Origin of the sequence: Streptomyces albireticuli, assembly GCF_002192455.1 — a bacterium.
GTDB classification, from domain to species: domain Bacteria; phylum Actinomycetota; class Actinomycetes; order Streptomycetales; family Streptomycetaceae; genus Streptomyces; species Streptomyces albireticuli_B.
Genome location: NZ_CP021744.1, coordinates 515936 through 537794 on the forward strand (window position 1 = coordinate 515936; position 21859 = coordinate 537794).

General features: G+C 74.3%; 20 protein-coding genes and 1 pseudogene. 5 read left to right on the forward strand and 16 right to left on the reverse strand.

From position 1 onward, the window contains the following. Positions 1-145: 145 nt before the first annotated feature. From SMD11_RS02275 to SMD11_RS02300, 6 genes are all read right to left on the reverse strand, one after another. Positions 146-1480: a phthiocerol/phthiodiolone dimycocerosyl transferase family protein gene (locus SMD11_RS02275; RefSeq protein WP_087924800.1), complete on the reverse strand. Its 1335-nt coding sequence runs from the start codon at positions 1478-1480 to the stop codon at positions 146-148. 162 nt (positions 1481-1642) lie between these two features. After that, positions 1643-2257, reverse strand: coding sequence for a hypothetical protein (locus tag SMD11_RS02280; protein ID WP_087924801.1), 615 nt, complete (start codon positions 2255-2257; stop codon positions 1643-1645). Positions 2258-2696: 439 nt separating this feature from the next. Further along, entirely contained in the window at positions 2697-4208 is a 1512-nt protein-coding gene (locus SMD11_RS02285; protein WP_159395189.1) for a hypothetical protein, read from the reverse strand. 527 nt (positions 4209-4735) lie between these two features. Next, complete coding sequence (locus tag SMD11_RS02290) at positions 4736-6313, reverse strand: GMC family oxidoreductase (RefSeq protein WP_087924803.1); 1578 nt, start codon at positions 6311-6313, stop codon at positions 4736-4738. Positions 6314-6578: 265 nt separating this feature from the next. Continuing rightward, positions 6579-7289: a ribonuclease H family protein gene (locus tag SMD11_RS02295; RefSeq protein ID WP_087924804.1), complete on the reverse strand. Its 711-nt coding sequence runs from the start codon at positions 7287-7289 to the stop codon at positions 6579-6581. A 12-nt stretch (positions 7290-7301) separates the two neighbouring features. After that, positions 7302-8723, reverse strand: coding sequence for a tetratricopeptide repeat protein (locus tag SMD11_RS02300; RefSeq protein ID WP_087924805.1), 1422 nt, complete (start codon positions 8721-8723; stop codon positions 7302-7304). Between the two features lie 312 nt (positions 8724-9035). Between SMD11_RS02300 and SMD11_RS02305 the strand changes: the two genes are divergently transcribed. After that, a complete protein-coding gene (locus tag SMD11_RS02305; RefSeq protein ID WP_087924806.1) occupies positions 9036-10607 on the forward strand; it encodes a flavin-containing monooxygenase in 1572 nt (523 codons plus the stop codon). 92 nt (positions 10608-10699) lie between these two features. Here the strand turns inward: SMD11_RS02305 and SMD11_RS02310 are convergent, their stop codons facing one another. Continuing rightward, positions 10700-11605 carry a MerR family transcriptional regulator gene (locus SMD11_RS02310; protein ID WP_087924807.1) on the reverse strand — a complete coding sequence of 302 codons (906 nt, stop codon included), beginning with the start codon at positions 11603-11605 and terminating at the stop codon, positions 10700-10702. 222 nt (positions 11606-11827) lie between these two features. Here SMD11_RS02310 and SMD11_RS02315 point away from each other — a divergent pair, with 222 nt between their 5' ends. Further along, positions 11828-12616, forward strand: a complete 789-nt coding sequence (locus SMD11_RS02315; protein ID WP_087924808.1) for an alpha/beta fold hydrolase — start codon at positions 11828-11830, stop codon at positions 12614-12616. Between the two features lie 80 nt (positions 12617-12696). Here SMD11_RS02315 and SMD11_RS02320 read toward each other — a convergent pair whose 3' ends face one another. Further along, entirely contained in the window at positions 12697-13560 is an 864-nt protein-coding gene (locus tag SMD11_RS02320) for an alpha/beta fold hydrolase (RefSeq protein ID WP_087924809.1), read from the reverse strand. A 265-nt stretch (positions 13561-13825) separates the two neighbouring features. Between SMD11_RS02320 and SMD11_RS02325 the strand changes: the two genes are divergently transcribed. Further along, entirely contained in the window at positions 13826-14167 is a 342-nt protein-coding gene (locus SMD11_RS02325) for a hypothetical protein (protein ID WP_087924810.1), read from the forward strand. Between the two features lie 36 nt (positions 14168-14203). Here SMD11_RS02325 and SMD11_RS02330 read toward each other — a convergent pair whose 3' ends face one another. The 8 genes and pseudogenes from SMD11_RS02330 to SMD11_RS02365 form a co-directional block, all read right to left on the reverse strand. Continuing rightward, complete coding sequence (locus SMD11_RS02330; RefSeq protein WP_234365854.1) at positions 14204-15232, reverse strand: acetylserotonin O-methyltransferase; 1029 nt, start codon at positions 15230-15232, stop codon at positions 14204-14206. A gap of 14 nt (positions 15233-15246) precedes the next feature. Continuing rightward, a complete protein-coding gene (locus SMD11_RS02335) occupies positions 15247-16023 on the reverse strand; it encodes a class I SAM-dependent methyltransferase (protein ID WP_159395190.1) in 777 nt (258 codons plus the stop codon). A 237-nt stretch (positions 16024-16260) separates the two neighbouring features. After that, positions 16261-16896 (reverse strand): TetR/AcrR family transcriptional regulator, encoded by a 636-nt coding sequence (locus tag SMD11_RS02340; protein ID WP_087924813.1) that lies wholly within the window; start codon positions 16894-16896, stop codon positions 16261-16263. Continuing rightward, positions 16893-17567: a DUF4166 domain-containing protein gene (locus SMD11_RS02345; protein WP_087924814.1), complete on the reverse strand. Its 675-nt coding sequence runs from the start codon at positions 17565-17567 to the stop codon at positions 16893-16895. Before SMD11_RS02345 ends, SMD11_RS02340 begins: the two co-directional genes overlap by 4 nt. Further along, positions 17473-18264, reverse strand: a complete 792-nt coding sequence (locus tag SMD11_RS02350; protein WP_234365855.1) for a hypothetical protein — start codon at positions 18262-18264, stop codon at positions 17473-17475. The genes SMD11_RS02345 and SMD11_RS02350 overlap by 95 nt, the downstream gene beginning before the upstream one ends. 179 nt (positions 18265-18443) lie before the next feature. Then, the gene (locus tag SMD11_RS02355) at positions 18444-19589 is read right to left on the reverse strand and encodes an RNA polymerase sigma factor (protein ID WP_087924815.1); all 1146 of its coding nucleotides are present in this window, start codon (positions 19587-19589) and stop codon (positions 18444-18446) included. 8 nt (positions 19590-19597) lie between these two features. Then, positions 19598-20004 (reverse strand): annotated as a pseudogene (locus SMD11_RS02360) (YciI family protein). A gap of 170 nt (positions 20005-20174) precedes the next feature. After that, complete coding sequence (locus tag SMD11_RS02365; RefSeq protein WP_087924816.1) at positions 20175-20633, reverse strand: Lrp/AsnC family transcriptional regulator; 459 nt, start codon at positions 20631-20633, stop codon at positions 20175-20177. Between the two features lie 62 nt (positions 20634-20695). On the opposite strand from SMD11_RS02365, the gene SMD11_RS02370 reads away from it, so the two are divergent. Both SMD11_RS02370 and SMD11_RS02375 read left to right on the forward strand, forming a co-directional pair. After that, on the forward strand, positions 20696-21487 hold the full coding sequence (locus SMD11_RS02370) for an AzlC family ABC transporter permease (protein ID WP_087924817.1): 792 nt from the start codon (positions 20696-20698) through the stop codon (positions 21485-21487). Further along, complete coding sequence (locus SMD11_RS02375; RefSeq protein WP_087924818.1) at positions 21480-21809, forward strand: branched-chain amino acid transporter permease; 330 nt, start codon at positions 21480-21482, stop codon at positions 21807-21809. Before SMD11_RS02370 ends, SMD11_RS02375 begins: the two co-directional genes overlap by 8 nt. Positions 21810-21859 lie beyond the last annotated feature (50 nt).

The following is a 21859-nucleotide window of genomic DNA, read 5'->3' on the forward strand; positions in this document are numbered from 1 at the left end:
GGACTCGGCCTCGGCCCCGGCCTCGGCGAGTGCATCCGCTTCAGCACGCTCCGCGTCCTCTGCCGCGAGTTCGGCCGCCGGCCCGGCGAGTTGCTCACCTTCGAACCAGGGTGAGATGGCCGCAGAAGGACAGCCTCCGGCCGTCTCAGGCGGTGGTGACAGGAAAGCCGGGGGCGGCCACCGCCGGTGCCGGGGTGCGCGCGATCTTCCGCAGGGCCGCCTCCAGGTCGCGGCCCAGCCGTCCCATCCGCTCCCGGCCGTGCACGGCGGTGTCGTACTCGACCTGCACGGTCAGCCTCCCGTCGTAGGTGAACGCGGACAGCTTCGGCGGCATCCCGACCGCCATCGCGTACGCCTCGTCGCGGACGACGCTCAGGCCGGCGGGCGCCGGGTGACGAGGTATCCGGCCGACGTTGGAGACGGCGATCGTCGGCCGGGCACCGAGCGCCGCCGCCTCCGCCTCGTTGCGAACCCGCTGCGAGGCGAGCAGGAAGCGCGCGGGGTCGCGCCGGGCCAGGGCCGCGCGGACATCGGCGGCGACCTCTCGGGCGAGCGCGACGGGGTCCGCGCCGGCGTCCACCGCCAGCATCGTGCCGAGCCCGGAGGCGCAGTTGAGCACGGTGCTCGCGGACAGCTCGGGCCGGAGCGAGGAGCGCAGGTCGGCGGCGTGGCCGCAGAGCATCGGCAGCGCGCCCGCCGCCGGCTCCAGGTGTGCCCGGACCGTGGCGAGCACGGCCCCGCACAGCAGCGCGTTGACGGTCAGGCCGTGCGCGCGGGCGGTGGTGAGGAGCGCCCCGGTGGTCCCGGTGTCGAGCTCGACGCGATCCAGGGCGAAGCGGCCCAGCGGGTCGTCGGCCGTCCCGTCGCCGTCCGGCCGCAGCATCGCGGGCGCCGGGCCGCCGCCGGTGGCGGCCCGGGCCACCAGGTCGAGGAACCCGGTGATCTCGGCGTCGGGCACGACCGAGGCGAGCCGGGTGTCCACCGCGTCCGGCAGCCGGCTCTCCACCGGCGCGGGCAGGCCGCCGGTGCCGGAGGCCAGCGCGGTGTAGCGGCGCCACATCTCGTCGAGCAGCGGGAACGCGGAACGGCCGTCGGCGATCCCGTGGTGGATCACCAGTACCACCCGGCTCGACGAGCCGTCGCGCAGCAGGTGTCCCCGGAACAGACCGGTCGTCCAGTCCTGGGGGGAGTTGAGCAGCCGGAGGTACGCGTCGTCACCGCCCTCGGTGACGTCGAGCCGGGGGCGGAAGTCCTCCTGGAGCCGGAACGCGAGGGTGTTCTCCGTGGTCACCCGGCAGCGCAGCAGCGGGTGCACGCCCGCGAGTTCGGCCAGGACGCGCCGCAGCAGGCCGGCGTCCACGGTGCCGCGCACCACCGACCCGATGAACAGCGGCATACCGGCGACCGGGACGCTCCCGAACCGCGCCGACGCGCTGAAGTAACCGGTCTCGAAGGGGGAAAGGGCACGCTGCGTGGTCATCTCGGACTCCGTGGCTGAGGTTCTCGCCGCCCGGTCGCGGCGGCACCCACCACCCTTCCGGCCGGCGCCGGGCGGGAGAATGGGGCCAGGTACCGCTCGTGGGTGGACCTGGCCCCCCTTGGGCCAAGGGGGCAGCTGAACCCGGGGCCGGGGTGACGCCTCCTACCGAAGGCCCTCGCCGACCTGCGGCAGAGGCGGCTCCACCGGGGGCCTGACCTCCAGGACGGTCGCGGTGCCGGCGACCGGAGCGGACTCGTGCATGGTGATGACGTCGTCCGGGGCGAGGTGCCGCCACTGCGAAGGGGTCAGCGGCCGGAGCCGCACGGAGGCTGTCCCCCCGGGTGGCAGTTCCAGGGTGTTCTCCACCCAGAGCGAGGCGATGTTCAGGGAGGGCCCGCCGTCAGGCGCGCGATTGCCCACGTTCCACAACGGCTTCAGGACGCCGGCGCCCGGTATGGGGAGACGCCGCCTGGTCTCGGCGGCGGGCCGGAGCGTGAGCCGCGCCCGGATGACGCCGCTCCGGGCCTCGGCCCACCTCCACCAGCACCAGGACCGGCTCCCCTCCAACCGCAGCTCCTCGGCGGCCTCCGCCATCGACTGCCAGAAGCTCACGGGCAACGGGCCGGCGCCGCGGAACTCCTCCATCAGGTTGAGAGCTGTCTCCCACTGGTCGTGGGCGAGGTAGTCCCAGACGTCGTCGGCGGTGAGGGCGTTCTCGGCGGGGGTGTCGGCGGGTGCCAGCAGGGAGGCGGCTTCCAGTAGTTCGAGGACGTCCATGGGGTGATTGTGGGGGTGGGGTGGTGGCGAGGTGAGGCCGGGGGCGCGTGGTGCCGAGGGCGGGGCGCCTGCGGCGGGCTTTTCCCCAGCCTCGCCCCTTCCCGAAACCAGGGGCAATCCCCCCGGCACCCGGCCGCGCTGACGCGCGGTGTCCTCGAACGCCGGACAGGCTCGATTCGCTCCCGCCCGAGGCCGGAACCTCCTCTACGCCAAGGGCTGTTTCCGTCCCGGTTCCGGGCGACGATTCAGCCCGCCCGGGGGCACCTCCTGGGGGCACGGGCAGCGGTAGCTGGGGAAGGTGGCCAGGAAAGTTCGAGAACCGGGGCCCGGGGCGAAGCCTCGGTTCGGGAAGGGGCGGGGCTGGGGAAAATGCGCTCAGGTACGCCCTGGCCGGCGGCCGAGCCTCGGGCCCCGGCTTCCGCGGCGAAACGCAGGGGCGTCACACCCCGCCGGCAGCCCGGACCGCATCGCACACCGACGGCCGCGCCGAGCCCGCGCACCCCTCACCGATACTCCGCCAACCGCACCCGCACACCCGCCACCACCAGCACCCCGGCCGCCCGAGCGCCGTCGCCGGGACCGCCGGCCAGCCCGAGAGCTCCCCCCGGGCCCGTCCCGCCTCCGTGGTGAACGTCGCCATGTGCCCGCCCGCCTCGGTGTCCAGCCTCGTCGCGAAGTCCCAGAAGTCGAAGGCGACGCGGCCCCGGCCGACCTCGGTGAGGACGACCGTGGCCTCCTCCAGGCGGCCGGCCGACCGCAGTCGGCGCAGGTTCCGGTCGTCCTCGCGGAAGTGGCCGTAGCGCGTGAGGAGTTCCCGGTGCGCGGCGCGGCCGGGGGAGCCGGCGGGGGCGAGAAGGGTGTCGAGGCGGCCGGTCAGGGCGTCGAAGCGGGTGCTCTCCAGCGAGCCGGCGGCGGCGTCACGGACGAACCAGCGGCTCTCCGCGGCGGCGGCCTCCGCGGCGACCGCGCGGGCCTCGGCGAGGCGGGACCACGGCCGCAGCCCGTCCCGTCCGGCGGTCCGCGCCTCGTCGGCGGTCGACAGGAGGGCCCAGGGGCCGGCGGCCGTGATCGCGGCGACCGCGAGGGTGGCCGCGAGGAGGGGCGGGTTGAACACCCGGCCGTAGCGGCGGGCCAGCCGGTACTGGCAGAACACCAGGACGCCGACCGCCACCGCGCCCACCGCGCCGACGACGGCCGCGGCCCGCGCGGCGGCCTCGGCCGTGCGGTCTTCGAGCTCCGCCGCCCGCCGCTGGTAGTCCGCCCCGAGCGCGGCGGCGCCGGGGAGCAGCTCGGCGTGCATGACCTGCCCCGCCTCCACGGAGAGCGTGACGGCGGTGGCGGGCGGGCGTCCGGCGAGGCGGTCGGCGGTCTGCTCGTCGACGTGGGCCGAGCGGCCGCTGAGGTCGTCGTAGCGGCCGAGGCCGTCCAGCAGGGCGCGTACGCGCGGCCCTTCGGCGGGGTCGGCGGCCAGGCGCCGTAACAGGTCGCTGACCTGCGTGCGGCGCTGCTGCGCGGTGAGCAGGGCGAGGACGCGGTTGCCCGCCTCGTACTCCTCCGCGTAGCGGCCGGGCGGGAGGGTGGCGGGCCGGTCGGCGGAGTGGCCCGGCACCAGGGAATTGGCCCGCTGCGCGTCGAGGTCGGCCAACGCGAACCGGAGGTCGGCGGCGGCCGCGGCCCGGCCGGCGACGACCTGGTGCAGCGCGGCGGCGTCGTCACGTACGGAGACGGCCGCCGTCACGACGACCGCGCAGAGCGCGGCGATCACGACGAGCATGGCGAGGGCCTGGACGCGCAGCCTGCCCGGCGCGGACAGGGCCCGTCGACGCGGCTTCAGCCCGCGCAGGCGCGGCCCGCGGCGGGCTGCGGGCGGCTCGGGGGCGGGTGGCGTCACGGCCGGAGGCGGCGACGGTGGGGCGGGCGCGGGGGCCGGTGACGCCTGAGACGTCGTCATACAGGGACGCTAGAGGGCGGGTGGAACAGGGGCGTGGCATTCCCCTGCGTGTTCGATGGACGGGGGGTGTCGGGTGGGTGACGGCTCGGCCCGCCCTGTCGGCGCAGGCGTGATGGTCTTGTCCCCAGCCCCCGCCCCTTCCCGTAACCGGAGCTCCGCCCCGGACCCCGGTCCTCAAGATCCTCCAGACAGGCTGAGTTGTCGTCCGGAACCGGGCGGGAGAACTGACCTCGGTCCACAGGAAATCCAGCCCGGCCGGCGCTTGAGGCCACCGCGCGTCAGCGCGGAACCGGGGGCCCGGGGGCTTGCCCCCGGTATCGGGAAGGGGCGGGGCTGGGGAACCAACCGCCCGCACCGCCACAGCAACCCCCGGAGAGGCCGTCCGCGACCTGGCGACGGCGACAAGGTGACGGCCCCGATGGCGATCGAGGAAGAGATGACGTCGTCGGACAGCCCCGCCTTCGGGTCCACCGGCCCGTGGACCCGAAGGCGGCGCTGTCCCCAGGCCCCGCCGCCGTCCCCTTCGGTCAGGCCCTGGCGGCAGCCCCCGCCGCGCCCCGGATCAGATCCGCCGCCTTCTCCGCGATCATGATCGTGGGCGCGTTGGTGTTGCCCCGCACGAGCGTCGGCATGACCGAGGCGTCGACGACCCGCAGCCCGCTCACCCCGTGCACCCGCAGTTCGTAGTCGACGACGGTGCCCATGGCGCAGGTGCCCGCCGGGTGGTAGAGCGTGTGCAGGTGGCGCCGGGCGTGGTCGAGGAGGTCGCGTTCGGAGTCCGAGCGCGGCACGAGGTGGTCGGCGCGCCGGTGGGCCCGCAGGGCGGGCCGGTCCGCGATGTCCAGCAGCACCCGCAGGGCGCGTACCGCCGTGGCGCGGTCCTCCTCCGTGGTGAGGTAGTTGTGCACGATGCGCGGCTTGGCGCTGGGCAGGGTGGACCGGAGGGTGACCTTGCCCCGGCTGGTGGCGTCGAGCAGGACGGCGCCGTGGCTGAAGGCGTGGGCGGTGGGGGCTCCCAGGCCCTCCTCGCTGAACATCGCCGGCATGGCGTGGAGCTGGATGTCCGGCGCGTCCAGCCCGTCGCGCGTGCGGAGGAAGCCGCCCGCCTCCCCCGCGTTCGAGGTGAGCGGTCCGCGGCCCTCGGACTCCAGCAGCGCGAAGTTCTCCGGGGACGCCGCGGTCATCAGCGACTCGGTGTCGGTGAGGTGGATGAGGGGCACGTTGCCGTGGTCCTGGAGGTTCTCGCCGACGGGGAGGTCCGCCCGGGGCGCGATGCCGAAGGCTTCGAGCTCCCGGGCGACGCCGATGCCGGAGAGCATCAGCAGCTGCGGGGAGTTGTAGGCGCCCGCCGCGAGGACGACCTCCCGCTCGGCGCGCATCTCGGCCGACGTGCCGTGCCGCTCGACCTCGACGCCGACGGCCCGTTCGCCGGAGAAGAGCAGCCGGGTGCACCGGGCGTCGGAGAGCACCGTCAGGTTCGGCCGGTCCAGGGCGGGGCGCAGGTAGGCGTCGGCGGTGCTGCACCGCAGGCCGTCGCGCTGGGTGACGTCGTAGTAGCCGACGCCGTCCTGCTCGGGGCCGTTGAAGTCCGGGTTGAACGGGTGGCCCGCCTCGCGTCCGGCCTCCACGTAGGCCGTCATGAGCGGGTTGCGGGAGCGTCCCTGGCTGACGGTCAGCGGCCCGCCGGCCCCGTGCAGGGCGGTGACACCGGCGTGGTGGTCCTCCGCGCGCAGGAAGTAGGGGAGGACCTCGTCCCAGCTCCAGCCCTTGGCGCCGGCGTCGGACCAGGCGTCGTAGTCCCGGCGGTTGCCGCGGATGTAGATCATCGCGTTCATGGAGGACGAACCGCCGAGCATCCGGCCGCGCGGGAGGTAGGCGCGGCGGCCGTCCAGGCCCGGCTCGGGCTCCGTCACGTAGTCCCAGTCGTACTTGGTCCGGAACAGCTGCACCATCGCCGCCGGGATGTGGATCTCCGGGGCGTCGTCGGGCGGCCCGGCCTCCACCAGCAGGACGCGGACGCCGGGGTCCTCGGTCAGCCGGGCGGCCAGGACACAGCCCGCCGAGCCCGCTCCCACCACGATGTAGTCGTGGATCGCGTCGTGCATGGGCTTCCCCTCCCCCTGGACGGTGTGCCGGCCGGGCGGTCCGGCATCACAGGGCCGGACCATATTCGGGCAGGGGTGTGAACACAGCCGCTTACCGGCCACCCGGGCGTCGGCGTTCGGCCATTCACGGGCAGCCGGACGGACGTTCGAGACGGCATCCGGCCGGGCCACCGGGGAGGAGGGGCGGGCGGGGACCCTGAGGCGCGTGGTCCGAGGCCCCGGCGGGGTGCCGGGGCCTCACCGTTCCGCCGCGCGCCGGCGCCGGTCAGGGCTGGGACAGCTCCCGGCACTCCGGGTGGCCCCAGCCCTTCGCGTTCTTGCTGATGGACTCGCCGGCCGCGTACGAGCGGCCGCAGACACACCGGCCCGCGAACTTCGCGCTCAGGGTCCTGGACGTCCTGGACGTGCGCGAGCCCTTCGCCGCCGCGGGCTTCCCCGTCCTCGGCGCGCCGGACCGGCCGCCCTGCGGGGCCTCGGTGCGCGCCGCCGGTACGGGCACGGCCGCGGCCCCGTGGGAGGTGCCCGCGGGCTGCTGGGCCACGGCGGCGTCGCTGGCGGCCTGGTCGGCGATGGCGTTCAGGTGGTCGCCGTCGGCCTGGTGCGCCGGCACGTAGCGGAACTCCACCGCGCGGCCGGTGAGCAGGGTGTCGATGCGGACGACGAGCTCCTGGTTGGCGACGGGCTTGCCGGCCGACGTCTTCCAGCCGTTGCGCTTCCAGCCCGGCAGCCACTTGGTGACGGCGTTCATGGCGTACTGCGAGTCCATCCGCACCTCCAGGGGCACGGCCGGGTCACTGGCCTCGAGCAGCCGCTCCAGGGCCGTGAGCTCCGCCACGTTGTTCGTGGCCCGGCCCAGCGGGCCCGCCTCCCAGCGCTCGGGGGTTCCGTGCGGGTCGGCTATGACCCAGGCCCAGGCCGCGGGCCCTGGGTTGCCCTTCGAAGCCCCGTCACAGGCGGCGATGATGCGATCAGACATGCACCGATGATCTCAGCTCCGGAGCGTCCCCGGGGCCGCCGACGCCTGCGCGTCCGCCCGGCGCCGGGCCGAGGCCGCCCGCTCCGGGTCGCCCAGCTGGTCGGCGAGCCGGGCGTGGCCCCGCCAGTTGTACGGGCTCACCGGGCGCAGGCCGGTGCGTTCGCTCAGCAGGGTGCGGGCGACGTCGGCCCGTCCGGCGCGCAGGGCAGCCTCCAGCAGGGTCCGCTGCACCGCGTCCCGCTGGGCATGACTGCCGCCGAAGGTGTGCAGGCGGTACCGGAGCGGGAGCAGGAGGTCCACCGTCTCGCCGTACCGCCCCCGGCCGTACGCGAGGAGCGCGCGGATCACCGGCAGTCCGATGCCGGCGGTCATCGCCGCGTTGGAGACCTCGGGGCCGGTGCGGGAACGGAGCCAGGCCTCCCGGTCGCGGACGAGGCGCTCGGCCTCGGGGATCCGGCCGGCGCCGACGTAGGCCATGACGGCGTGGACGTCGTTGAAGACGTAGTAGGCGCCGTCCCGCCGCCCCGCCCAGGCGTCGGCGAGGGCCGTCCAGCGGTCACCGGTGCCGGCGTCGGCCAGGTGGAGCCGCCACAGCAGGGCGGACGCGTCCAGCAGCTCCATCGCCAGGCCGGCGGATCCCTCGTGGTGCAGGGCGGCGTCGTGGATCTCCAGCGCCCGGTCCGTGCGGCCCGTCTCCAGCTGGTAGAGGGCGTAGTGCCACCAGTTGTGGACGCGCAGGTAGTTGCCCTCGGACCAGTCGCCGGTCCGGTCGTCGAGATAGCGGATGCCGTCCGCGAACCGGCCCTGCATCTCGTAGGAGTGCACCACGGCGTGGATGCCCCACACGTCGCGCGGGTTGCGCGCGACGGCCTCCAGGCCCACCTGCTCGGACCGGCCGTAGTGGCCGGCCTCCTCCAGGCCGAAGGCGTACATGCCGAGGAGGTGCCCGTAGTGCGGGTCGTCCTCGTCCCAGGCGGACAGCGCCCCGCCGACGCGGTCGCGCAGCAGCTCGGCGCTGCCGGTGAAGAAGTCGATCTGGTGGCCGACGGCCAGGGCCAGCGCGTCGCGCGGGTGCGCCACGCTGATCTCGCCGAGGACGCGGCCGGCCCGGTGGAGATCGCCCGCCAGCCAGGAGGACACGGCCGCGACGTGCATCCGCTCGCGGGGTGTCACACCGGTGAGGTCGACGTCGCGGAGGAAGCCGTCGAAGGACCGGCGGGCCTCGGCGGCGTCGGTCTCCTCCGTCCCCAGCAGGCCGAGGTAGGCGCTGAGGACGTGGGCCATGGCCGAGCGCGGGGAGGCGCGGACGGCCGCCCCGGCCTCGTCGCCCACCTGCTCGCGGAAGAAGAGCAGGTGCTCCAGCGCCGTCTCGTAATGGCGCACCGCGTCGGCGTCCGTGTACGTCATCGCCTGCGCGTGCCGGTCCGTTCCCACTCCGGTACCTCCCGTGCGGCCCGGTCGTCCCTGCGTACGGGTGCCGCCGCCCTCCGGGCCTCGCGGCGGCCCTTCATCCCTGCCCCTTCCCGCGGGCCGGGATGCGGCCGGAGCGCGTCACGGACGGGTGGGACCGCGGCTCGTGTGCCCCCTGCGGCGCCTCGCCGCACCGGGCGGGTCTCCCGGCGGGCGTACGGGGCCGCCGTGCCGCACCGAACCGCTCCGGGCGCCCCGCTTCACGCTCTGCCCGGGCCGCGCGAGCGGTACGACACTCTGTCACAACCCGGACCAGAGTGCAGGAAGGGCCCGTTGATGTCACAAGACCGGACCGATGCGGTGATCCCGGCACAGGCCGCCCGGCCCGGCAGGGACGTGCGCGTCGTGATCGTAGGAGCGGGGTTCTCCGGCATCGGCGCCGCCGTCCGGCTGCGCCGGGGCGGTCTGCGCGACGTGCTCGTCCTGGAGAAGGCGCCGCAGCTCGGCGGCGTGTGGCGGGACAACACCTACCCGGGCTGCGCCTGCGACGTGCCCTCGACGCTCTACAGCTACTCCTTCGCCCCGGACACGGCCTGGACCCGGGTCTTCGCCGGGCAGCGGGAGATCCACGACTACCTGCGGGCGACGGCGGAGCGCCACGGGCTCGGCGACGTGCTGCGCTGCGGGGTGCGGGTACGGGGCGCCCGGTGGGACCCGGCGGCCGCGCGCTGGCGGCTGGATACCAGTGACGGGCCGTACAGCGCCGCGGTCCTCGTCCTGGCCACCGGGCCCTGGCACGTACCGCGCCCGCTCGACGTGCCCGGGGTCGAGGAGTTCGCCGGGCCCGTCTTCCACACCGCCCGGTGGGACCACGGCGTCGACCTGGCCGGCCGCCGCGTGGCCGTGGTCGGCGCCGGCGCCTCGGCCATACAGATCGTCCCGGCCATCCAGTCGCGCGCGGCGGAGGTCCACCACTTCCAGCGGACCGCCCCCTGGGTGCTGCCCAAACCGGACCTGCCCGTGCCGGCGGCGGTCAACCGGGGCCTGGACCACCTCCCCGGCGTCCGCCGGGCCCTGCGCGCGGGGCAGTACGGGATCCAGGAGGGCTTCGGCTGCGCCTTCCGTCACCCCGAGCTCGCGCGCCTGCTGGAGGCCGGCGCCCGCGCGCACCTGCGGTTCGCCGTCCGCGACCGGCGGCTGCGCCGGGCGCTCACCCCGGACTACCGGCTGGGCTGCAAGCGCCTGCTGACCTCCAGCACCTACTACCGCGCCCTGGCCCAGCCGCACGTCCACCTCCACCCCACCGCGGTGACAGCCGTCCGGGGCGACGAGGTCGTCGGCGCCGACGGCACCGTGGTCCGGGCCGACGTCCTCGTCACGGCCACGGGCTTCCGCGTCGGCGAGCTGCCCCTGGCCCGGGACCTGCGCGGCGCGCACGGGCGCACCCTCCACGAGTGCTGGGGCGGCGAGCCGCAGGCCTATCTGGGGACGAACGTCAGCGGCTTCCCCAACCTCTTCCTGCTCCTGGGGCCCAATGTGCTGGGCGGCTCCACCTCCGCGATCGGCGTCCTCGAAGCCCAGCTGACGTACCTCACCGCGGCCCTCGCCCACCTGGGCCGCGACGGCCACGCAGCCCTGGACGTCCGGCCGGCCGTGCAGGCCGCGTACGACACGGCGGTGCAGGAGGCGCTGCGGACCACGGTGTACAACTCCGGCGGCTGCGCCAGCTACTACCTCGCCCCCAGCGGGCGGAACACCTACGCCTGGCCGTGGTCCACGGGGCGGCTCGTGCGCCGGCTGGGGCGCTTCGACCCGGGGGACTACACGTGGTACGGGGAGGCGGCGGCCGGGGACTCCGGTGGGAAGGCGCGGGCCGAGGGCCCGGGAGGTCGGGGCGGGGCGATCTGACCGCTCGGGCGCGGCGTCACGCGCCGCTCCCCGGCCTTACGCCGCCCGTACGGGATCGCGCACGGCTCCCGCCGTGCGCCGCGCACGCGGCGTCACGCGCCGCTCGCCGACTCCACCGGGTCCGTCCCACCCGCCTCTTCTTCCGCTTTCTCTGTTTCCTTCGCTTCCTCCGCCGCGAGGAACTCCTCGGCCGTCATCCGGCCGATCAGCTCCGCGAGGCGCGCCTCCGCCGGTGACAGCGTGCCCGGGAGGCGCATGGCCTCCTTGATCTCCGGCCACTCCACCTCGCCGGTCTCCTCGTCGACGACGAGCTCCGGCTCGTACTCCGCGTGATCGATCCCGGCGGCGCGCTCGGCGTCCTCCATGGCCCGGTAGTGAGCCAGGTACCGCGCGGCGAGTTCCCCGATCCGCGGGTCGTCCGGGTCGGTGTCCGCCAGGGCGGCGGCGGCCCGGTCGAGGCGGTCCTGTTCGGCGCGCAGGCCCTCGTCGGCGGCGAGGACCCCGAAGCCGACGGCCTGCGCCGCGGCGGCCTCCGGTCCCCCGAACCGCTCCGTGACCAGCAGGGCGTCGAGCTCGTCGGGCCGCAGCGGGCCCGCGCCGAGCTTGTCCAGCACCTCCATCACCTGGGGTGAGAGGAGTCCCAGGTCGCTGTCGGCCTCGCGCAGGCGGTGCAGGACCTCGCGCTGGCGCCGGACGGTCTCGGCCTTCTCCGCGAGGCTCTCCTCCAGTTCCTCCAGCAGGGTCCGCCGGCGGCGGTTGTCGCCGGCGGTCATGACGGTGCGGATGTCCTCCAGGCTCAGCCCGGTACCCGTCATCCGCCGGATCCACAGCAGGCGCACGATGTCGTCGTAGCCGTAGCGGCGGCGGCCGTCCGCCCCGCGCTCCGGCTCGGGGAGCAGCCCGAGCGCGTGGTAGTGGCGGATGGCCCGCGGGGTGGTGCCGGCCAGGGCGGCCGCCTCGCCGATCTTGACGCTGCGCGGTGGGGTGGGGGTGATCATCGGAACTCAGCCTTTCGCTTCCAGCTGCTCCCACCAGAACACATGCCGCGACGTCATGTGCAAACCGCCGGTGCCACGCGCGCCCCGCGTCTCCGGCGTCTCCGGGAAGAACGGGTGCGTCCGGCCTGTTGACCGGTCGGCGGGTACGGGCGCGGGCCCGTGCGCCGGTGTGACCGGCGAGCCGCCCGCCGCCGTCGGACCCGTTCCGGAAGGACGCTCGCCGTGCCGTACGCCAGGACCCCGGACGGGGTACGCATCGCCTACCAGCTCCGTGGCACCGGAGCCCCGCTCGTCCTGCTGGCGGGCCAGGCCAACAGTCACCGCTGGTGGGACGGGGTCCGCGACGACTTCCACGGCGCGCGGAGCACTCTCACGCTCGACTACCGGGGCACCGGCGGCAGCGACGAGGCCACGGACCCCGTCGGCACCCGGGACTTCGCCGGGGACGTGATCGCCGTGCTCGACGAGCTCGGCATCGAGCGGGCGGACGTCTACGGCACGTCCATGGGCGGGCGGGTGGCCCAGTGGGTGGCCGCCCTCCACCCGGAGCGGGTCCGCGCGCTCGTGCTCGGCTGCACCTCGCCGGGCGGCCGGTACGGCGTCGAGCGCGGCGGCGACGTGCTCCGGTCGCTGGCCCACCCCGACCCGGCGAAGGCGCGACGGGCCCTGCTGGAGACGATGTACACCCCGGAGTGGCTCGCGACCCGCTCCGGTCCTTTCCACACCCTGGGCGACCCCGCCATGTCCGCCCTCGCCTGGCGCCGGCACCTGACCGCGAGCCGCCGGCACGACGCGTGGGACGCGCTCCCCGGCATCCGCTCCCCCACGCTGGTGCTGCACGGCGGAGACGACGTCCTCAACCCCACCGCGAACGCGCCGTTGCTGGCGGGCCGCGTCCCCGGGGCCCGGCTGGAGGTGATCCCCGGGGCGAGGCACGCCTATTTCGAGGAGTTCCGCGCCGTGGCGGGACCGCTCGTACTCGACTTCCTCGACCAGGCGGCAGGGGTCTGACACCAGGCCTTCACAGCGACGTGAGCCCGCCATCGTGCTCGTCAGCGGCCGCCCGGCCGACGGTCGAACCTGCCGCCCCTCTAGGCTCGGTCGGCCTGCCGGACCGGCTCCGCCCCGGTCTCGATCAGGAAGCCGGTGAGCACTTCGGCGAGTCGTTCGGGCTGGTCCTCGGGGACGAGGGTGGCCGAATCCGCGATCTCGACCAGGCGGCCCCGCGGGTACAGCTCGGCCAGCCGGGGGCCGTGCTCGCGCGGCATCAGCCGGTCCTCGGTCGCCCAGACGACCAGTACCGGGCGGTCGAAGTCACGCAGTCGTTCGCTCCAGGCCAGCAGGGTCGCCCGTTTGGGCGCCGAGGTGGCGAATTTGGCGAAGTCCCTGCGGATGGCCCTGCTCCGGCTCGCGGGGGCGAACCACTCGTCCATGATCTCGTCCGGGATCCCCCGGAGGCTCATCCCGCCGTAACCGCTGCGGTGGTGCCGGAAGAACGGGATGCGCATGAGCCACGTCAGGACCCGTACGCCGCCGGGGACCCTGCACACCACGGCCCCCGCTTCGGCGGGCCCGGGCGGGAAGTTGTCGAACGCCTCGCACGCCACCAGCACCATGCGCGCGACCCGCTCGGCCTTGCCCGCCGACACGAGGAACTGGCCGCCTCCCCAGTCGTTGAGGACGAGGGTCACATCGTCAAGGGCGAGCCGTTCGATGAACTCGCCCAGGAGCAGCGCGACACCGCGCTGGGAGAGGTCGGCGTCCGGGGCCATCGGCCGGCGGTGCCCGCCGAGGGGCAGCGTGGGCAGGACACAGCGATACCCGTCCATCAGCGGCACCACTTTGCGCCACTGCTTCTCGTTCATCGGCAGGCCGTGACACAGCACCAGCACCGGCCCGTCCCCGCCGGTGTCCTGGTAGTCGATCGTTCCGGACGACAGCTCGATCTTCGGCATCGCGCCTCCTGGTGGCAGACCGTCCTCACGCGGTCCAGTGAACACCGGTGGGCGGCGCGAAGACCTTCTCGTACAGAAGGATCAGGGCATCGAGGCCGACGGACACCGGGTGGCGGGACCCTGGCCGCTTTCCGCAGGCTCCGAACTGACAAAGCATCACCCTGCTTGCCCTCGTCGCGTTAGCCCTGCTGTCCCGTTGAGCACAGTGCTCCGTGAGGAGGCGCACGCAGCCCGCGTGGCGCTCCCGCCACGGAGGGAAACGGCGATGACGTCAGGCACCCGCTTCAACTTCACCCGCCGGCATCTGGCGCTCACCGCCGGCGCGGCCGCCCTGGCCGCCTCCGGCGGGGTGTGGTTCGCCGCGTCGTCCGCTTCCGCGCAGGCGGAGCTCAAGCCGGACATCGTCACCGCGACCGCCAGCAAGCACAACACCGCCCAGGCCACGGCCGTCTGCCCGCCCGGCAAGCACGCCACCGGCGGCGGCTGGCAGAGCAACGGGGACGGGAAGGACAGCTATCCCGCCCCCGACGGCAGAGGCTGGACCGCCGTCGCCGCCGGCCCGTACACCATCAACCTCACCGTCTACGCCGTCTGCCAGGCGGACTGACCTCGGGCGCTCGCACGCGGCGAGGCGGGGCCGCCGTCACACCGCGACCGCCTCCACTATCGAGGTGGGGGACGGCGTGGGGACGATCCGGGTGCGGCGCAGGCCGGCCCGGGACAGCAGGGCGTCCAGTTCGCCGGTGTCGCGCTCCGCGCTGTCGAACAGCGTCATCATGGCCAGGTCCAGGGCCTTGCCGGGGTGCGGGTCGTTGCCCGGCGGGATGAGGGCGTCGATGACGAGCAGGCGGCTTCCCGGTGCCATGGCCGAGCGGCAGGAGCGCAGGATCCGCGAGGCGTCGGCGTCGTCCCAGTCGTGCAGGATCTGCTTGAGGACGTACAGGTCGCCTCCGGTGGGGACGGAGGCGAAGAAGTCACCGGCCTCGACGCGCCAGCGCCCCGCCAGGGACGGGACGTCCAGGGTGTGGTCACCGGCGGTGACCTCGCGGTCGAAGAGGACGCCGTCGAGGCCAGGGTGACGTTCGAGGATCTCCCGCAGCAGTCCGCCCCGGCCACCGCCGACGTCGACGACGGTGCCGGTGGCCGGGAAGTCGTAGACCTCCGCGACGAGCGCGTCGGCGGGAGCCGAGAAGGCGGCCATCCCGGCGTCGAAGACCTCGCGGGCCGCGTCGTCGGACTCCAGGTAGGCGAAGTACGGGGCACCGTGGAAGCGGGCGAAGGACGGCTCGCCGGTCCGTACCGTCTCCGTGAGCCCGCCCGAGGTCCGCCGGTACATGTCGTCCGTGATCATGACGATGCCGGGGTGCTGGGACCCGGGCACGCCGGTGCGCAGCAGCGCCGCCGCCGGGGTGAGGTGGAAGGCGCCCGCGTCGTCCTCGCGGAAGACACCGCGGGAGGCGAGGAACCTCAGCACGCGGCACAGGTGGGTGCCGCGGGCCCCGGTGCGGCGGGCCAGTTCGTCCGGGTGGAGCGGCCCGTCGGCGAGGTGGTCGGCGACGCGGAGGTCGACGGCGGTGCGCAGGGCAGCCGAGGCCAGGTGGCCCAGGGCCATGTCGACCAGCAGCGCGGCGTCGGCCGCGGTCGTGGTGGCTGTGGCTGTGGCTGTGTCCACGCGGTTCATGGGTGTCAGCTCTCCAGTCGCAGGTCTGCCAGATAGGTGGGCCAGGCCGTCGATTCGTCCTGGTGGACGGCGTGCACGGTCCACGGCGTGCCGTGCGTGACCTTCTCCAGCTGCTCGGGCGGGCAGAACAGGAAGTCGAACCACTCCGTGGCGGCGGTGCGGTGGCGCACCCGCATGCGGACGAACTCCTCGCCGCTGTGGGCACGGGCGGTGTGCACCCCCTGCGGCGCCAGGGGGTCGGCACCTTCCGCCTCGCCGAAGGCCATGTTGGTGCCCAGCAGCCGGGCGCCGGGGCGGGCGTGCCGGGCCAGGCCCGCCAGGATGCCGCTGCTGTGCTTCTCGTCGCCGAGCAGTCCCAGGTTGGCCCCGAGCATCAGGAAGGTGTCGAACGTGCCGAGGTCGTCGGGGAGTTCGGACACGGAGGCCACGTGCGCCTCGACGCCGCGCAGCCGTGCCACCTCCACGCCGCCGCGCGAGGTGTCGATGCCCACGACGTCCTTGCCGGCCGCGGCCAGCACGGAGCTGTGGCGTCCGGGGCCGCAGCCGATGTCGAGGATGCGGCCGGTGGCGCGCTCACAGGCCATCCGGTCCACCGGCAGCCATGTGTCGGGGCCGTGGAAGTAGTTCACGGCGTCCTCGGCGTAGATGTAACCGTCGTCCATCTCGTAGACGAGGTGGGTGACGCCGGGCTGGGCGCCGCTCTCGTGGACGCAGCGGTAGGCGTCGCCGAACGGGTCGTCGGTCGTGGTCATGTGCCGCTCCCCCTGGTGATCGTTGATCATCGCGAGGAACATGCTCACGTGCCGCGAACCGGACATTCCCTAGTCTTCGCGCGCGCGTCCCTTCCCTGCGTACGCGCCACCTCCCGCGCCCTCTCCGCCGAGGCGCCGCCGCCCCCATCCGTCATGGGCGCACCGGAACGCGGGGCGGTGCGGCCCGGTCATAACCGGCCACCACGGGGACGCGCCCTTGACAGCGGTCCTGTACGCGGGCCGGACGGCCGGGGCCGCGCCGGTGCTCTACCCCCGTCCCTCCCGTCGTCGCAGGCGGGACCGGAGGATCCGCTGTGTCATCGGGCCGGCTTCCTCCAGCGCGCCTGCCAGGTCCGCGAGCTGTTCCAGCGCTGCCAGTGCCCGTTCCGCGCCCGCCTCGTCCACGCCTTCGTAGAGTTCGAGGCCGACGAAGCCGGCCGCCACGGCCCGGGAGAGGCCGGTCACGTCGATGAACCCGGCCAGCGGGTGGGCGGCCAGGACGCGGTTGAGGGCCTGTTCGATCTCCTCGATCCACAGGCCGAGACCGGCCGCCGTGGCCGGTGCGAGGCGGGGCTGGGTCTGGGCGCCGGCCAGCAGCTGGGCGAGGACGGCCACATGGCCGCCCGCCCGCTCCCGCGCGTGCAGCTCCCGGGCCAGGGCCAGGAGCCCGGTGAGCGTGCTGACCTCGGCCAGCTGTTCCCGGTAGAGGGCCACCCGCTGCTCGGCACCGTGCCGGCACGCGGCGGCGAGCAGCTCGTCCACCGTCCCGAAGTGGTAGAAGACCAGTGCCTGGTTGACGCCCGCCGCCGCGGCGACGGAGCGGGCGGAGGTCTTGGCGATGCCCTGTTCGGTCAGGGTCCGCAGGGCCCCTTCGAGGAGCTTGGTCCGGGTGTCCTCGCTCACGCGCGGGCCTCTTCCCGCACCGGCCGCAGCCCTGCCCGCGGCGGATGCCCGGTGGTGTAGTCGGCGGTGAAGGAGCCCCGGTAGCCGAAGAGCGGTCCGAAGCGGCGGTTGGTGACCCGTACCTCGATACGGAAGCACCGCGCCGCGTCGTCGTAGGACTCGCGGACGACGGCGTCACCGGCGACGAGCGCGGGCACCCGGGCGTCGACGGGGCCCTCCCTGAAGCGGTGCTCGCCGGAGCGGATGACCAGCGCCCCGGTGCGGTCGGCCGTGAAGTGCAGGTCGGTGGCGAGGTGCTGGTGCGTGCCGAGGTAGTCCACCACGCAGCCGCGTTCGTGGCTGAAGACCATGGTGGCGTCGAAGCGGCGCGGCCGGCCGGGGAAGGCGAAGGTCCGCACGAAGGTCACGGTCTCGCGTCCGTAGGCGTCACGGTAGGGGGCGTTCTCGATGGTGAAGGGGATGTTCTCACCCGCGCGCGGCAGCAGGATGTTGCGGCTTCCGCCGAGCGCGAGGAAGGGCCGGACGAAGGGGCGTCCGTGCCACACCCGCTCCATCACCCCGCGCCCGGTGCACGTCTCACCGCTGTCGAGTCCGACGGAGAAGCGGCGCCGGATCTGTGGGTGCAGCCGGTCGAAGTCGGCGCCCAGGGCGCGCTGGAAGATCGAGGTCATGAGGGTGTTCCAGTCGGTCGAGGAGGCGGGGCGGGGACTGGGTGTCGAGGTCCGGTGGACGGCGCGGGCACCGGCGGGCGGCCGGGGTGGTCGGCAGAGGCGGGAAGGTCAGGGCCGGCGCGAGCACGGCGCAAGTGGTGACCGGACCGGTGAGGACGGCTGTCAGGACGACGGCCGCCAGGCGGGCGGCCGGCTCCGCGAGGGCCTGGCGCAGGGCCCGCTCCGGGGTGATGCCGCGTTCGCACCACAGCCGCAGCCGGTCGAAGGACCAGGCGGTGCCCCAGCCGATGAGGGGCCGGAAGACCATGCGGTCGACGAGCCTGCCGAGGCGCCCCCAGCGCGGGAGGTAGTCGTAGCCGGTGACGAAGCGGACGGTCTCGCCCTCGGGGAGGTAGCGCCAGTAGCCGCTCCCGTTCGCGATCAGCGACAGCGGGTGCGGTGAGGCGAAGCGCAGGGCCGAGGTGCGGGTGCCGTCGGGGCGGTGCTTCTCCCCGGCGCTGACGCCGGTGCCGGAGACGGTGAGGAAGGGCAGCACGCGGGTCGCGTACCGGAACCTCTGTGGCTCGCCGGGTGCGGCGGGCAGCGGGTCGATGTCCGTGAAGCGGACGTCCCAGCGCCGGTGCTGACGGAGCTGCTGGGTGCGCTCCCAGAGCGTGTCGAGGCCGGTCCGTACGCGCGTCTCCACGTATATCCCCATGCGATCCCCCGCCGACGGCGACTTGAGCAGTCGCTCAAACGCACCCTACGGGGTGTTTGAGCGATCGCTCAAGAGGCGGTTCACGCCACAGGGTGACGGCGTAGCGCATGGGGGCCTGGAGCCCGTTCCCGCCGCGCCTGCCCGTGCCGCCGCCCCGCCGTCGGACCGGGCGCGCCCCGTCAGCCGCGCCCGCGGGTGTTGAGCCGGGCGGCCTGGCGTGTCAGGTGGTCGCGCTCGGCGAGGTCGGGCGCCTTCCGGGCCGCCTCGGCGTACAGCCGTGCCGCCGTCGCCAGGTCGCCGTCGCGCTCATGGAGGTACGCGGCCACCGCGGTGTGGCGCGGCAGTGAGGGGTCCAGCGCCGCGAGAGCCGCCAGGCCCGCGCGTGGCCCGTCGGCCTCGCCGACGGCGACCGCGCGGTTGAGGCGGACGACCGGGCTGTCGGTCAGGCGGGCGAGCTCGTCGTACCACTCGACGATCTGCGCCCAGTCGGTCTCCTCGGCGGTCGGCGCGTCGGCGTGCAGTGCCGCGATGGCGGCCTGGGCCTGGAACTCGCCGAGCCGGTCGCGGGCGAGGGCCGCCTGAAGGATCGCGATGCCCTCGGCGATCGACTCGGTGTCCCACCGTCCCCGGTCCTGCTCGGCGAGCGGCACCAGGCTGCCGTCGGGCGCGGTCCGGGCCGGGCGCCGGGCGTGGTGGAGCAGCATGAGGGCGAGCAGCCCCGCCACCTCGGGGTGGTCGATCGCGGCCGCGAGCCGCCGGGTGAGCCGGACGGCCTCGTCGGCGAGGTCGACGTCGCCGGAGTAGCCCTCGTTGAAGACCAGGTACAGGACGCGCAGCACGGTGGCGACGTCGCCGGGCCGGTCGAACCGCACGCCGGAGACGGTGCGCTTGGCCCGGCTGATCCGCTGTGCCATCGTCGCCTCGGGCACCAGGTAGGCCCGGGCGATCTGGCGGGTGGTCAGCCCGCCGACGGCGCGCAGCGTGAGCGCGACGGCGGAGGACGGCGTCAGCGACGGGTGGGCGCACAGGAAATAGAGCTGGAGCGTGTCGTCCACCGCGGGCGCGGGGCCGGGCGCCGGCTCCTCGTCGACGCGCTCCTCCCGCCGGCGGCGGGAGGCGTCCGCGCGGGTCGCGTCGAGGAACCGGCGCCAGGCCACGGTGACCAGCCAGCCCTTCGCGTCCCGCGGAGGGTCGGCCGGCCAGACGCGGACCGCCTCGACCAGCGCGTCCTGTACGGCGTCCTCGGCCGCCGCGAAGTCGGCTCCGCGGCGGACGAGGATCCCGAGCACGCTCGGCACGAGGCTCCGGAGCAGGACCTCGTCCATCGACGGGCTCACTCCGTGACGGTGGGCGGGGCGGTCAGGAAAGGGCGTACCTCCAGCCACTCGTGGATCGGCTTTCCGCCCGCCCCGGGGCGGCCGACAGTTCCCCGGCGAGCTCGACGGCACGCTCGTAGCTGTCGACGTCGATCACCATCCAGCCGGCGATGAGGTCCTTGGTCTCGGCGAACGGGCCGTCGGTGACCGGCGGGCGTCCCTCACCGTCGTAGCGGACCCACGCGCCCTCGGGGGCGAGCGCCTGACCGTCGACGAACTCGCCCGTCTTCTCCAGCCGGGCCGTGAAGTCGTTCATGTACCGCACGTGCGCCGAGATCTCCTCCGGGCTCCACCGGTCCATCGGTACGTCGTTGACCGCGGCCGGGGCGCCGCGGTAGTGCTTGAGCAGCAAGTACTTGGCCATGATGGCTCTCCTCGGTGCTGGTGCGGCCGCTTTCGGCCGCGTTCGTCGTCGTGTTCGTCACGGGGACGGAGCCGGTCACGGGTTCTCGACATCGCCGTCCGCGTCTCTTCGACTCTCGTGGACGAGTCCGGGTGAGGCATCTCGGCACCGGGCCGCGGCGCGTGCCCCGCTCACCGGCCGGTCTTGATCTCCTTCATGGTCAGATGGGATTCCAGGCGGAGGACGGCGGGCAAGCAGCTGAGCCTGCCCGTGAGGAAGGCCTCGTAAGCGGCGTGGTCGGCCACGGCGACACGGATGAAGTAGTCGGGACGCCCGTACATGCGGCGGAATTCGATGACCTCGTCGTAGGAGGCCACGGTGTCCTCGAACTCCTCGAAGCTCTTGCGGTCCTGGGCGTAGATCTCGACGTCGATGAGGACCTCCAGCCCACGGCCCATGGCCTCGGGGTTGATGACGGCCCGGTACCCGGCGATCACGCCGAGCTCCTCCAGCCGCTTGACGCGGCGCAGGCAGGGCGGTGGGGTCAGGCCGACCCGCTTGGCCAGCTCGACGTTGGTCAGCCGCCCGTCCTGACGAAGGTGAAACAAAATTTCCCGATCGAGGTCGTCAAGGCTTATTTCGTTGCTCACCTCGCCATCATAGAGCGATAATCAGCAACCATATGAGGCGGGATTCTTCCTAAAATTTCTCCATGCACATAAGCCCTGCCGCCACCACCGGGGACCGGCCCCGGCCCGCACCCGCTGTCCCGCCCGCTCCCTCTCCCGCCCTCCCTCCCGTCCTCCCGCCGTCCTCCGGACCGTCCGAGGCGCGTGCGGCGTTCCGGGCGTCCGTGGGCGCCGGCCTGGGGTTCGTCCCGCTCGGCCTCGCCTTCGGGGCGCTCGTGACCCAGTCGGGCCTGGACTGGTGGTGGGCGGGGCTGTCCGCGACGCTCGCCTTCGGCGGATCGTTCGAGTTCCTGCTCATCGGCATGGTCACCGCCGCGGCCCCGCTGGCGGCCGTCGCGCTGTCCGCGTTCATGGTGAACGTCCGGCACGTCTTCTACGCGCTGTCCTTCCCGCTGCACCGCGTGACCGGCCGACTCGGCAAGACGTACGCCACCTTCGCCCTGTGCGACGAGGCGTACGCGCTGGCCACCGGGAAGCAGGCCCGCTCCTGGCCCGGCCGGCGCATCCTGTGGCTACAGTTCTTCCTGCACCTGTACTGGGCGGCCAGCTCGGTCGCCGGGGCCCTGCTCGGCTCCCTCATCCCGGCCGGCGTCACAGGCCTGGACTTCGCCCTCACCGCCATGTTCACGGTCCTCGCCCTCGACGCCGTCCGGGACCTGCGCGACGACCTGCCCACCCCGGTACTCGCCCTGCTGAGCGCCCTGGCCGCCCGGCTCCTCTTCCCCGGCCAGCTGCTCCTGGCCGCCTTCGCCCTGTTCACCGCCGCCCTCCTGGCCCGGCACCTCACCACCGGCAGGAAGCCGAGCCATGCCTGACACCCGCTACGCCGTCGCCGCCGTCCTCGTCGCCGCCGCCGTCACCTGGGGCCTGCGAGCCCTCCCCTTCGCCGCCCTCACCCCCTTGCGCGCCAGCCGCACCGTCCAGTACCTCAGCACCCGCATGCCGGCCGGCGTCATGGTGATCCTCCTCGTCTACTGCCTGCGCGACCTCCCCCTCACCCACGCACGCGCCGTGGCCCCGGCGGCCGCGCTCGCCGTCACGGTCGGCCTGCACCTGTGGCGCCGCAACGCGCTGCTGAGCATCCTCGGCGGCACGGCCACCCATGTGATCCTGGCCAGCGCGGTCTTCACCTCGTGAAGACCGTGTGACATGGGCTCGGCGCTGTCGCTTCCTGTCTACGGAAAGGC